This window comes from Pseudomonas sp. GL-RE-26, from assembly GCF_019956275.1.
In the GTDB taxonomy this organism is placed as follows: domain Bacteria; phylum Pseudomonadota; class Gammaproteobacteria; order Pseudomonadales; family Pseudomonadaceae; genus Aquipseudomonas; species Aquipseudomonas grandcourensis.
Window position 1 is genome coordinate 176656 of sequence record NZ_JAHBDI010000084.1, and the last position, 13794, is coordinate 190449.

Below are 13794 nucleotides of genomic sequence, written 5' to 3' on the forward strand. Positions count from 1 at the left end.
GGCTCGCTCCCACAGGGATCCAAGGTCTTCAGGCGGTCACAGCCTGATCCACCAGATGGCCATTCTCGATACGAATGTGCCGCGGATGGAAGCGCTTCAGGCTGCTGCGATGGCCGACACTGACGATGCTCAGCCCCGGCAACTCGTCGATCAGCGCCTGATACAGCGTGGCCTCGTCTTCTTCGTCCATCGCCGAGGTGGCTTCGTCCATATACAGCCATTGCGGTGCATAAAGCAGCGCACGGGCGAAGGCCAGGCGCTGCTGCTCACCTGGCGACAACATGCGCTGCCAGTGGTTGGCTTCGTCGAGACGGGCAATCAGGTGCGGCAAGCGGCAGGTTTCCAGCACCTGCGCGTAGCGCTCCTTCGGATAGGTATCGCCGGGCTGTGGATAACTGAGGACATCACGCAGGGTGCCAATCGGCAAATACGGTTTTTGCGGCAGGAACAGGTAGCGCGCCGATGGCAGGCGAATGCTGCCATGGCCGGTTGGCCACAGATGTCCCATCGCCCGCAGCAGGGTCGACTTGCCGCTGCCGGAACGACCGCTGAGCATTACACGCTCGCCCTCCTTCACGGTCATGTCGGCGTTGGTCAGCAGGTGACGACCTTCAGCCAGGTCGAGACCGAGGTTGTGCACCTTCAGCGCCGAGCCCGAATTCTGTACGTCGATGGCCGGCGCACGCTCTTCGTTGTCACGCATGGCCTGGTGGAAGCTCAACAGACGATCGCAGGTGGCGCGCCAGGAAGCGAGGCTCTGGTACGCACTGATAAACCAGCTGAAGCTTTCCTGCACATTGCCGAATGCCGAGCTGATTTGCATCAGCTCGCCCAGTTCGATCTTGCCGGAAAGGTAACGCGGCGCGGCAACCATGAAGGGGAAGATGATGGCGGCCTGGCTGTAACCGGCGGTGAAGAACGTCAGGCGCTTGGACACTTTCATGATGTCCCAGAAGTTATGCCAGACCATCCCGAAGCGGCTGCTCAACCGACGGTTTTCGTTCGGTTCGCCGTTGTACAACGCGATGCTTTCGGCATTCTCGCGAATTCGCACCATGGAGAAACGCAGGTCGGCTTCGAAGCGTTGTTGCTGGTTGTTCAGGCCGATCAGGCGACGACCGATCAAATGCGTCAGCCAACTGCCGACCACCGCGTAAACCAGCACACACCAGAACATGTAGCCGGGAATGGTGATACCGAATACTTCAATGCTGCCCGACACGCCCCACAGAATGATCGAAAACGACACCAGGCTGACGATATTGCGCAGCAGCCCGATACCCAGTTCAAGGGTGTTGGAAGTGAAGTTGTTGAGGTCTTCGGAAATCCGCTGGTCCGGGTTATCGGTGTAACCGCCCTGCTCCAGTTGGTAGTAATTTTTGTCACCCAACCAGCGTGCAAAGTGCTTTTCAGTAAGCCACGCCCGCCAGCGGATCGTTAGCATCTGCGTCAGGTACAGCCGGTACACCGCGCCGACGATCGCCACCGCCGCAATCGCGCAGAAGTACAGGATCAGTTGCCAGAACGCCGCCTCGTCCTTCTTTTGCAGGGCGTTGTAGAAGTCCTTGTACCAGGTGTTGAACCACACCGAGATCCCCACGCTGATCAGCGACAGCGCAATCACCGCGATCAGCAGCGTCCAGGCCTTGACCTTCTCTTCACTGCGCCAGTAAGGCGTGATCATCGCCCACACTTTGCGAAAAAACTGCCCGCGCACGGCGTCGTTGACCGCGGAATACTCAGCGTTCTGATTCATGGATAAGGCTCGATAGAGAAAAGTACGCACACGAACCGATCATAGATGATCGGTCCGGTTTGTCGCGAGATACGGCCCGCATTCGTTCAGCGCTGGTTCAGCGGCGAACCGGACGCTTCTGCAGTTTTCGCTGCAGGGTGCGGCGGTGCATGCCCAGGGCACGGGCCGTGGCGGAGATATTGCCTTCGTGCTCGGTCAGCACGCGCTGGATGTGCTCCCACTGCAAGCGGTCCACGGACATCGGGTTTTCCGGCACCAGACTGTCGAGGTCGGCGTGCTCGGACAGCAGCGCCGCCAGCACGTCGTCGGCGTCCGCCGGCTTGCACAGGTAGTTGCAGGCACCGCGCTTGATCGCCTCGACGGCAGTGGCAATGCTCGAATAACCGGTGAGGATCACCACGCGCATTTCCGGGTCCATTTCCAGCAATTTTGGCAGCAGCACCAGGCCGGAATCGCCGTCCATCTTCAGGTCCAGGGCGGCGTAATCCGGCAGATCGGCCTTGGCCAGTTCCAGACCTTCCTCGGCGGAACCGGCAGTGCTGACGCGAAAACCACGGCGGGCCATGGCACGGGCCATGACGCGGGTGAATGTGGCGTCGTCATCGACCAGCAACAAATGCGGCAGTTCTTCGCCTTCGACTTGGATCTCTTCACTCATGTTCGTCTCCTCGGGCGACACGGGGCAGGCGCAGCTCGGTGAGCGTGCCACCTTCCTCATGACTGTAGAGTTTCACTGAGCCGCCGGCGCGTGTCACGCTGGCCTTGCTCAAAAACAGGCCCAGGCCGAAACCTTTGCCCTTGGTGGTAAAAAACGGTTTGCCGATTTGCTCGGCGATGGCCAGCGGCACACCGGCGCCATGGTCACGAATGCTGATGGTGAGGTTTTCCCAATCCCAGTCCAGCGTCACTTGCAGCCCTTCGGGGCAGGCATCGGCAGCGTTGTTCAACAGATTCAGCAAAGCCTGGGTCAGGTCCGGCGGCGGCGCCATGCGGGGGACCGGGCCCTGGCCGAGGCGCTGGAAGCGATAACTGGCTTCCGGGCGCATCAGGTGCCAGCGATTGAGGGCTTCATCGAGCCAATCGGTGACGTCCTGCATCTCCACAGCCAACCGGCGATTGGCTTCGGCGGCACGCACCAGATGCTGCAAGGTCTCTTTACACAACTTGACCTGATCCTGCAGCACGCTCAGGTCATCCTGCAACATCGGATCATGGTGGTCCTGACGCATTTCCTTGAGTAGCACACTCATGGTCGCCAGCGGCGTGCCCAGTTCATGGGCCGCGCCGGCCGCCTGGGTGGCGACGGCCAGCAGTTGCTGATCGCGCAGGCCTTCTTCGCGACGAATGGCGCGCAGCTCTTCCTGACGACGCAGCTCTTCGGCCATGCGTGCGGCGAAGAAGGTGATCACTGCGGCGGCAAGGGCGAAGCTCAACCACATCCCGTACACCTGCAGGTTTTCCCGGGCAATCGGGAAGGTTTGCAGCGGGTAGAACTGCGCCAGCAACAGCGTGTACATCATCAGCGCGATACCAGACAGGATCACCGAATAACGCCATGGCAACGTCACCGCGGCAATGGTCAGCGGCACCAGGTAATAGGAGACGAAGGGGTTGGTCGAGCCGCCGGAGAAGTACAGCAAGGCACTGTGGATAAACAGGTCGCAGGCCAGTTGCACGGCGTATTCGAGCTCGGTCACCGGCCACGAGGTGCGCAGGCGAATCGCCGTGAACACGCACAGCAGCATTGAACATGCGAGCGTCGCCGCCAATTGAAACCAGGGCAGTGGCAGCAATTCGAGCCAGTAGGCCAGGCCAACAGAACCGGCCTGGGCGGCCAGCACCAACGTGCGGATGAACGTCAGCCGCCAGAGGTTCTGGCGAGTGGCGGAAGTGATTTGAACGGGGGCGAGCATGAGCTCTCCTGATGAGCGCTCCAGGCGGATCGCAGGGAGTATAACCAAGCGCGGGGGCTGACAGGCAAAAGTGCGGCAAACGGCCACAGTGAAGCAGCTGCAAGCCGCAAGCTTTTACTTGTGGCTTGCAGCTTGAAACTTGCGGCTGCTCCATAGAGTCTGATGGTTTCACGCAGGCCCGGATCATACCCCTGCGCACCTTTCAAGGAGCCTTCATGCACACATTCCGCCGCAGCGCCGCCCTCCTCGCCCTGAGCGTTGGCACCGTCGCCAGCCTCCCGGCCCTGGCCGCCGACGAGCTACATTACAACCAGATTTCCCTGCGCGCCGAAGTCAGTCAGGAAGTGGCCCGCGACCTGATGATCGTGACCCTCTACACCGAAGAACAGAACACCGACCCTGCCAAACTCGCCGCCGATGTCAGCACCACCATGAACAAGGCACTGGCCCAGGCCAAGCAAGTCAAGAACATCACCCTGCGCCAGGGCAGCCGTAACAGCTATCCGATCTACGACACCAAGGGCCAGAAAATCACTGGTTGGCGCGAGCGCGCCGAATTGCGCCTGGAGAGTTCGGACTTCGCCGCGCTGTCGAAGCTGACCGGCGAACTGCTCACCGACCTGAAAATGGGTGGCATGGACTTCGCCATCGCCACCCCGACGCGCAAGGCCAGCGAAGACGCCCTGCTCAAGGACGCCGTGACCGCCTTCAAGGCCCGCGCCCAACTGGCCACCGACGCCCTGGGCGGCAAGAGCTACAAAATCGTCAACCTGAACCTCAACAGCAACGGTTATCCACAGCCTTACCTGCGCGCTCCAATGATGATGAAAGCCGCCGCCATGGATAGCGCCCCGGTGACGCCGGATGTCGAGGCCGGCACCAGCCAGGTCAGCATGACCGCGGATGGCTCGATTGAAGTGCTGATGCCTTGAATCGATAGCCCGTAAACAAAAGACGGCGATCACTCAGATGATCGCCGTTTTTTTTGGGCAGTTTTCAGGCATGAGCTATAACTGGAGAGACCACCGGAAAAAGCCGGCAGTTGCACCGGGTGCAACTGAAATTGATTGGCCACCATCGGTGCAACAATAACCACTCTTATTCACGCCATACCCACCGCCCAAAACGGGGTATAAATAAGTAACACCTCGCCCTGATCGGGAGCACTCAGCGTTCGGGATGCACCTTGAAAGTGCGTCATTTGCACCGTAAAAACGCCGCGCAAACGGTCAAATACGTCAGGAATTACACAAATGCGACATTAAGGTACGTTCGTGCCACCGTTTAAGGCTTGTAGTCACTCTGGATCTTGCATTGGGTATGGCCCCTGCATAAGTATCCGCAGGCACGACTCACGAGGTCGTCCTCTAATTCCAAAAATGACAACAAATCATGAGGCCACCATGCTTAAACACGCGGTCATTCCGTTCTTAGTTGGCGCAAGCTTGTTAGCCAGCGCACCGTTCGCCCAAGCAGCGACTAACCTGGTGTTCTGCTCCGAAGGGAGCCCGGCCGGTTTCGATCCAGGTCAATACACCACCGGAACCGACTTCGACGCCTCTGCAGAAACCATGTTCAACCGCCTCACCCAGTTCGAGCGCGGCGGCACCGCCGTTATTCCTGGGCTGGCGACCAAGTGGGACATCTCCGATGACGGCCTGAGCTACACCTTCCACCTGCGTGAAGGCGTCAAGTTCCACACTACCCCGTATTTCAAGCCGACTCGTGAGTTCAACGCCGACGACGTGCTGTTCACCTTTAATCGCATGATTAACAAGGATGACCCGTTCCGCAAAGCGTACCCGACCGAATTCCCGTACTTCACCGACATGGGGATGGATACCAACATCACCAAGATCGATAAAGTCGACGACCACACGGTCAAGTTCACCCTCAAAGACGTTGATGCCGCGTTCATCCAGAACATGGCCATGAGCTTCGCCTCGATCCAGTCCGCCGAGTACGCTGCCCAACTGCTCAAGGAAGGCAAGACTGCCGACATCAACCAGAAGCCGATCGGCACCGGCCCGTTCGTGTTCAAGAGCTACCAGAAAGACTCCAACATCCGCTACACCGGGAACAAGGACTACTGGAAGCCTGACGACGTGAAGATCGACAACCTGATCTTCGCCATCACCACCGACCCGTCGGTACGTATCCAGAAGCTGAAGAAGAACGAGTGCCAGGTCACCCTGTTCCCTCGTCCGGCCGACCTGAAGGCGCTCAAGGAAGACAAGGACTTGAAACTGCCTGACCAGGCTGGTTTCAACCTCGGTTACATCGCCTACAACGTGATGCCCAAGGTCAAGGGGCAAACGGATGCGAACCCGTTGGCTGACCTGAAGGTACGCCAGGCAATGGACATGGCGGTCAACAAGCAACAGATCATCGACTCCGTGTATCAGGGCGCCGGCCAGCTGGCCGTCAACGCCATGCCTCCGACCCAGTGGTCCTACGACACCACCATCAAGGATGCGCCGTACAACCCTGAGAAAGCCAAAGAGCTGCTCAAGGAAGCCGGCGTGAAAGAGGGCACCGAAATCGTTCTATGGGCGATGCCGGTACAGCGTCCATACAACCCGAACGCCAAGCTGATGGCAGAAATGCTGCAGTCCGACTGGTCCAAGATCGGCCTCAAGGTCAAGATCCAGAGCTACGAGTGGGGCGAGTACATCAAGCGCTCCAAAGGTGGCGAGAACCAGGCGATGCTGATTGGCTGGAGCGGTGACAATGGTGATCCGGACAACTGGCTGAACGTACTGTTCGGCTGCGACTCGCTGGAAGGCAACAACTTCTCCAAATGGTGCGACAAGAAGTTTGACGACATCGTCAAGCAAGCCAAGCGCACTTCGGACCAAGGCAAACGCACCGAACTGTACAAACAGGCGCAACACGTCCTCAAAGACGCTGTGCCTATGACACCTATCGCTCACTCGACGGTGTTCCAACCCATGCGCGCCAACGTGCAGGACTTCAAGATCAGCCCATTTGGCTTGAACTCCTTCTACGGCGTCAGCGTCAGCAAATAAGGTTTTGCAACGGCGGCGTTCCTGACGTCGCCGTTGCTTTATCTTCCGAGAAAGCAGGAATTCGCCTACATCCTAATCCGCAGCTGACTACAGCATCGGGCGAGGACGCGTTGCCATTTCCTACGAGTCTTTAGGACTCTACGCATTTACTGCCGGACCCATGGCTCATACCGTCGGGATCTGACCAGTGCACGCGTGGGTCATCGGTTACTGCTGTGTGCATGGCTTGAAATCAGTGATGCCCCTACGTCCGCGGACGGGACGGCGGCTCATTGACAACACTTTGAGAAAAGAGGGAGCGTTATGCGCCATACCTTGGTTTTATCCGCATTGCTGGGCACCGGCCTGTTGGCCGCCACTTCCATCACCCAGGCCGCCAACAACAGCCTGGTGTTCTGCTCCGAAGGCAGCCCCGCCGGTTTCGACACGGCGCAGTACACCACTGCGACCGACAACGACGCCGCCGAGCCGCTGTACAACCGGTTGGCAGAGTTTGAAAAAGGCGCGACCAACGTCGTACCGGGCCTGGCCATGAGCTGGGATATTTCCGAGGACGGCCTCAAATACACGTTTCACCTGCGCGAAGGGGTAAAGTTTCATACCACCAAATACTTCACGCCGACCCGCGACTTCAACGCCGATGACGTGCTGTTCACCTTCAATCGCATGCTCGATCCGCAACACCCCTTCCGTAAGGCTTATCCGACAGAGTTTCCGTACTTCAACGGCATGAGCCTGAACAAGAACATCGCCAAGGTCGAAAAGACCGGGCCGCTGACCGTGGTCTTTACGCTCAATAGTGTGGACGCCGCGTTCATCCAGAACATCGCCATGAGCTTCGCCGCCATCCTTTCGGCCGAGTACGCCGACAAGCTGCTGGCCGAAGGCAAGCCGAGCGACATCAACCAGAAGCCGATCGGCACCGGGCCGTTCGTGTTCAAGAGCTACCAGAAAGACTCGAACATCCGTTACACCGGCAACAAGCATTACTGGGACCCGAGCCGGGTCAAGCTCGACAACCTGATTTTCGCCATCAACACCGACGCCTCGGTGCGCGTGCAGAAACTCAAGGCCGGCGAGTGTCAGATCACCTTGCATCCACGCCCTGCCGATGTAACCGCACTGAAGAGCGACCCGGCCCTGCAACTGATCGAGAAGCCTGGTTTCAACCTCGGCTACATCGCCTACAACGTGCGCCACAAACCCTTCGACCAGCTCGAAGTACGCCAGGCGCTGGACATGGCGGTGAACAAACAAGGCATTCTCAATGCCGTCTACCAGGGCGCGGGGCAACTGGCGGTCAACGCCATGCCGCCGACCCAATGGTCCTACGACGAGACCATCAAGGACGCCGCCTACAACCCGGAAAAAGCCAAGGAGTTGCTCAAGGCTGCCGGCGTCAAGGAAGGCACCGAAATCACCCTCTGGGCCATGCCGGTCCAGCGTCCGTACAACCCCAACGCCAAGTTGATGGCCGAGATGCTCCAGGCTGACTGGGCGAAAATCGGCCTCAAGGTCAAGATCGTCAGCTATGAGTGGGGCGAGTACATCAAGCGCACCAAGAATGGCGAACACGACATCAGCCTGATTGGCTGGACCGGTGACAACGGTGATCCGGACAACTGGCTGGGCACGCTCTATAGCTGCGACGCCATTGGCGGTAACAACTACTCGATGTGGTGTGATCCGGCTTACGACAAGCTGATCAAGCAGGCCAAGGTCGTCACCGACCGCGACCAGCGCACCCTGCTCTACAAACAGGCGCAGCAGTTGCTCAAGCAGCAAGTGCCGATCACGCCAGTCGCCCACTCAACGGTCAACCAGCCGCTGAGCGCCAAAATCGAAGGGTTCAAGGTGAGCCCGTTCGGTCGCAACGTTTTCTCGGGTGTCAGCATAGAAAAATAGCCGATTAGCCAGAAATGCCGGGGGGCGGATTTTCCGCCCTCACGCAGACGCTTTGCCGTCTTTTGCCAATTTGGCTGACAGCAAACGTTTGCGATGCCGTGAATGAGTTCTAAACCAATAGCCGGATCACAAAAAAAGACCGGCATAAAAAAAGAAAGTAAGGAGCTTTACCCATGAAACTGAGCAGCACCGCGTTATTGGCCTTGGCCATAAGCAGCGTAACCGCCACGGCTTACGCAGAAACCCAAAGCCAGGCTTTCACCCCGGTTACCGTGAACGAGAAAAGCGCCCAAAGCGAAGCCACCGGCTTTGTCGAAGGCCAGTCGATCACCGGCACCACGCGTAACTGGTACGCCAACGAGCAACTGCAACGCGGCGCCAAGTTCGCCTACAAGAAGGACGGCGTTTCGACCCCGACCGATCGCCGGATCAACTGGGTCCAGGGCACCATCCTCAAGTACAACTCGGGCTTCACCGAAGGCACTGTCGGTTTCAGCACTGAAGTCGCCGCCTACAATGCCGTTGCCCTGGACCGGGACCGCAAAGACCTTGCGTCCAACAACGGCGGAGCACCGGGCTCTCGTCCTGGCGCGGGCAACAACCGTACCCTGACCAAGGAAGGCGGCGACGCTCAAGGCCAGTGGAGCAAACTGGGCCTGGCCAACGTCAAGGCCCGTATTTCCAACAGCACCCTGACCGCCGGCCGCATGAACTTCAGCAGCCCGATGGTCGACGTGATCGGTAACCGTGCACTGCCTTCGAGCTTCGAAGGTGTGGCCATCCACAGCGAAGAGCTGAACAACCTGGCCTTCGACCTCGCCACCTTCGACCGCAACTCACCGCGTACCGAAGAAAGCCAGCGCAAATTCCGCACCGAATACGCCAACGGCATCGTCGAAACCGACCACATCTACACCGGCGGTATCACCTACAACCCGCTCGCCAGCCTGACCACCAGCCTCTGGGCGACCCAGGCTGAAGACATCTGGAACCAGTACTATTTCGGCGCCTCTCACGTACTGGGCGACAGCCAGGTACTGAGCCTGACCACCGGCCTGAACTACTACAAAACCAAGGAAACCGGTAAAGCCCTGATCGGCGATATCGACAACGACACCTACTCCCTGTCGTTCGGCCTGACCCACCAGGCCCACACCCTGACCTTCTCGTACCAGGAAGTGAACGGTAACGAGTACTTCGACTACCTGCACGAAACCAACGGCATCTACCTGGCCAACTCCCTGCTGTCGGACTTCAACGGCCCGAACGAAAAATCGTTCCAGGTTGCCTACGGTCTGAACATGGCCGAATACGGCGTGCCAGGCCTGAAGTTCAACATCTACCAGGCTCGCGGCTGGGGTATCGACGGTACTCACTACACCGGCAACGGCGGCGTGGCAGGCAAGGGTTACGACGGCATCCAGTCCCAGGATGGCGAAACCCACTATGAATACGGCATCGGCGCGACCTACGCCGTGCAGAGCGGCCCGCTCAAGGCCACCACGATCCGCGGCACCTACACCGCTCACCGTGCCAGCGAAAACCAGGCTGACGGCAGCATCAACGAGTTCCGTCTCGTGACCACGGTTCCGTTCAACATCCTGTAATGCACGCGCCTGACGGCTGATTCAATGACGAATCGGCCGTTCGGCTTTTGTCCTTTAACTGATTGCAGAGGGTTCTTGATGAAAATGCTTCCCCTACGTGCGGCCATCGCGGCCGCGTTGCTCAGTGTCGCTGTCGGCGTTTCGGCCAAGCCCCTGGTGGTTTGCACCGAGGCCAGCCCCGAAGGCTTCGACATGGTCCAGTACACGACTGCAGTCACCGCCGATGCCGTGGCCGAAACCATCTTCAACCGCCTGGCAGACTTCAAGCCCGGAACCACCGACGTGATTCCGGCACTGGCCGATTCCTGGGACATCAGCGAAGACGGCCTGAGCTACACCTTCCATCTGCGTAAAGGCGTCAAGTTCCACACCACCGAATACTTCAAGCCGACCCGCGACATGAATGCCGACGACGTGGTCTGGAGCTTCCAGCGCCAGCTGGACCCGAATCATCCTTGGCACAAGCTGTCGAGCGTAGGCTTCCCGTACTTTGAAAGCATGGGCTTCAAGGAGCTGCTCAAGAGCGTCGAGAAAGTCGACGACAACACGGTCAAGTTCACCCTGACCCGCCGTGAAGCGCCTTTCCTGGCCGACATTGCCATGGCCTTCTCCTCGATCTACTCCGCCGAGTACGCCGATCAGTTGCTCAAGGCCAACAAAACCGGCGACCTGAACAACAAGCCAGTCGGCACCGGCCCGTTCGTCTTCCAGCGCTACAACAAGGACGCCCAGGTACGCTTCAAGGCCAACCCGGAGTACTTCCGTGGCAAGCCACCGGCAGACTCGCTGATCCTGGCCATCGCCACCGACAACAACGTGCGCCTGCAGAAGCTCAAGGCCAACGAGTGCCAGGTCGCGCTGTATCCAAAACCGGATGACATCCCGAGCATCAAGAAAGACGACAAGCTGAAAGTCGATGAACTCAACGCGATGACCGTTTCGTACATCGCCATGAACACCACGCACAAGTACATGAGTGATGTGCGGGTGCGCAAAGCCATCGACATCGCCTTCGACAAAGAGGCGTACGTCAATGCGTTGTTCGGCAAGGGCAATGCAACCGCCGCGGTCAACCCGTACCCGGACACCCTGCTGGGCTACAACCACAGCCTGAAGAACCCGGCCCATGACCTGGACAAGGCTCGCGCCCTGCTCAAGGAAGCCGGCGTACCGGAAGGCACCACCTTCACCCTGTTCACCCGTAACGGTGGCGGTCCGACCAACCCGAACCCGATGCTCGGCGCGCAGATGATGCAAGCCGACCTGGCCAAGGTCGGGATCAAGATCGACATTCGCGTGATGGAATGGGGCGAAATGCTCAAACGCGCCAAAAACGGCGAGCACGACATGGTTTCCGCCGGATGGGCGGGCGATAACGGCGACCCGGATAACTTCCTGACGCCTATGCTCAGTTGTGAAGCCGCCAAGAACGGAGAAAACTACGCCCGCTGGTGCAATGACAAGTTCCAGGCGCTGATCGACCAGGCTCGCGAAAAAACCGACCCGGCCGAGCGTGCAGCGCTCTACGAACAGGCCCAGGTTATTTTTAACCAGGACCAGCCGTGGATCAGCATGGCACACACTAGAATGTTTACCGCAATGCGCAACAACGTAGAGGGCTATCACATTAGCCCCCTCACCACGAATAACTTCGCCACCACCCAGGTGAAGTAATAAGAAAACTCCCGGCATTCCTGACCCAGGCATGCCGGGCACGCCTAACCGGCTGATGAGGTACAACACACGATGTTTAGTTTTATTGCCCGCCGACTGGGGTTACTGATCCCCACGTTCTTCGGCATCACCTTGCTGACTTTCGCGTTGATTCGCATGATCCCGGGCGACCCCGTAGAAGTCATGATGGGAGAACGTAGGGTCGATCCCGAAATGCACGCTCAGGCAATGGAACGCCTAGGTCTGAACAAACCCCTGTATGCCCAGTACCTGGATTACATCGGCAAGCTGGCCCACGGCGATCTCGGGGAATCCCTGCGAACCCGTGAAAGCGTCTGGAGCGAGTTCACCTCCCTATTCCCCGCGACCCTGGAACTGTCCTCGGCCGCGCTGTTGTTCGCCGGTGTCCTGGGCCTCTTGGCCGGGGTGATCGCGGCACTCAAGCGAGGATCCCTGTTCGACCATGGGGTGATGGGGGTCTCCCTGGCGGGATACTCGATGCCGATCTTCTGGTGGGGCCTGATCCTGATCATGTTCTTCTCGGTGAGCCTGGGCTGGACCCCGGTGTCCGGGCGCATCGACCTGCTCTACGACATCGAGCCACGCACTGGCTTCATGCTGATCGACACCCTGCTGGCCGGCGAGCCGGACGCCTTCTTCGACGCCCTGCACCACCTGATCCTGCCGGCCATCGTGCTCGGCACCATTCCGCTGGCAGTGATCGCGCGGATGACCCGTTCTTCGATGCTCGAAGTGCTGCGTGAAGACTACATTCGCACCGCCAAGGCCAAGGGCCTGTCGCCGTCGCGCGTGGTGTTCGTGCACGGTCTGCGTAACGCGTTGATTCCGGTACTGACCGTGGTTGGCCTGCAAGTCGGCACATTGCTGGCCGGTGCGGTCCTGACCGAAACCATCTTCTCGTGGCCGGGCATCGGCAAATGGCTGATCGAAGCCATTGGCGCCCGGGATTACCCCGTCGTGCAAAACGGCATCCTGTTAATCGCCTGCCTGGTGATTGTGGTCAACTTCGTAGTGGACATCCTCTACGGCTTTGCCAACCCACGCATCCGTCATCAGCGCTGAGATCATGAACATGACCACTCCAATTCCATCGGTAGCAGTCGATCAAAGCCTGCTGTACCCGTCTCCGTACAAAGAATTCTGGCAAGCGTTCGCCAAGAACAAAGGTGCCGTCGCCGGCCTGATGTTCATGCTGCTGGTGATTTTCTGCGCCATCTTCGCCCCATGGGTCGCCCCTCACGACCCGAGCGAGCAGTACCGCGATTTCCTGCTGACCCCACCGGCCTGGCTGGAAGGTGGACAGTTGCAGTTCCTGCTCGGCACCGATGAACTGGGCCGCGACCTGCTGTCGCGTCTGATCAATGGTTCGCGCCTGTCGTTGCTGATCGGTTTGTCGTCGGTGGTGATGTCGCTGATCCCGGGGATTCTCCTGGGCCTGTTCGCCGGGTTCTACCCGCGGATTCTCGGCCCGACCATCATGCGTCTGATGGACATCATGCTGGCCCTGCCGTCGCTGCTGCTGGCCGTGGCGATTGTCGCCATCCTCGGCCCTGGCCTGATCAACACCATCATTGCCATCGCCGTGGTTTCGTTGCCGTCCTATGTTCGTCTGACCCGCGCCGCGGTGATGGGCGAGCTGAACCGCGACTACGTAACCGCCGCGCGCCTGGCCGGTGCCGGCCTGCCACGCCTGATGTTCGTCACCGTGCTGCCTAACTGCATGGCGCCGCTGATCGTTCAGGCCACCCTGAGCTTCTCCTCGGCGATCCTCGATGCCGCCGCACTGGGCTTCCTTGGCCTTGGCGTACAACCGCCAACCCCTGAGTGGGGCACCATGCTGGCTTCGGCCCGCGACTACATCGAACGCGCCTGGTGGGTGGTGAGCCTGC

At 59.3% G+C, this 13794-nt stretch carries 10 protein-coding genes; 7 read left to right on the top strand and 3 right to left on the bottom strand.

Features of this window, described 5'->3' with window-relative positions; genetic code table 11:
* Positions 1–28: 28 nt before the first annotated feature.
* From KGB07_RS29425 to KGB07_RS29435, 3 genes are all read right to left on the bottom strand, one after another.
* Positions 29–1756, bottom strand: coding sequence for an ABC transporter ATP-binding protein/permease (locus tag KGB07_RS29425; RefSeq protein WP_046040009.1), 1728 nt, complete (start codon positions 1754–1756; stop codon positions 29–31).
* Positions 1757–1853: 97 nt separating this feature from the next.
* Positions 1854–2414, bottom strand: a complete 561-nt coding sequence (locus tag KGB07_RS29430; protein ID WP_007973041.1) for a response regulator transcription factor — start codon at positions 2412–2414, stop codon at positions 1854–1856.
* A complete protein-coding gene (locus KGB07_RS29435) occupies positions 2407–3669 on the bottom strand; it encodes an ATP-binding protein (protein ID WP_223467499.1) in 1263 nt (420 codons plus the stop codon). The genes KGB07_RS29430 and KGB07_RS29435 overlap by 8 nt, the downstream gene beginning before the upstream one ends.
* A 215-nt stretch (positions 3670–3884) precedes the next feature.
* On the opposite strand from KGB07_RS29435, the gene KGB07_RS29440 reads away from it, so the two are divergent.
* The 7 genes from KGB07_RS29440 to KGB07_RS29470 all read left to right on the top strand — a co-directional run.
* Complete coding sequence (locus tag KGB07_RS29440) at positions 3885–4601, top strand: SIMPL domain-containing protein (protein ID WP_046040005.1); 717 nt, start codon at positions 3885–3887, stop codon at positions 4599–4601.
* Positions 4602–5072: 471 nt separating this feature from the next.
* Positions 5073–6698: an ABC transporter substrate-binding protein gene (locus KGB07_RS29445; protein ID WP_046040003.1), complete on the top strand. Its 1626-nt coding sequence runs from the start codon at positions 5073–5075 to the stop codon at positions 6696–6698.
* 303 nt (positions 6699–7001) lie between these two features.
* Positions 7002–8603 carry an ABC transporter substrate-binding protein gene (locus KGB07_RS29450; RefSeq protein WP_046040002.1) on the top strand — a complete coding sequence of 534 codons (1602 nt, stop codon included), beginning with the start codon at positions 7002–7004 and terminating at the stop codon, positions 8601–8603.
* A 173-nt stretch (positions 8604–8776) separates the two neighbouring features.
* Entirely contained in the window at positions 8777–10210 is a 1434-nt protein-coding gene (locus tag KGB07_RS29455; protein WP_046040001.1) for an OprD family porin, read from the top strand.
* Between the two features lie 78 nt (positions 10211–10288).
* On the top strand, positions 10289–11884 hold the full coding sequence (locus KGB07_RS29460) for an ABC transporter substrate-binding protein (protein ID WP_223467501.1): 1596 nt from the start codon (positions 10289–10291) through the stop codon (positions 11882–11884).
* Positions 11885–11956: 72 nt separating this feature from the next.
* The gene (locus KGB07_RS29465) at positions 11957–12967 is read left to right on the top strand and encodes an ABC transporter permease subunit (protein ID WP_223454125.1); all 1011 of its coding nucleotides are present in this window, start codon (positions 11957–11959) and stop codon (positions 12965–12967) included.
* A gap of 10 nt (positions 12968–12977) precedes the next feature.
* Positions 12978–13794 (top strand): ABC transporter permease subunit (locus KGB07_RS29470; RefSeq protein WP_223467503.1); only part of this gene is annotated, 817 nt, incomplete at its 3' end.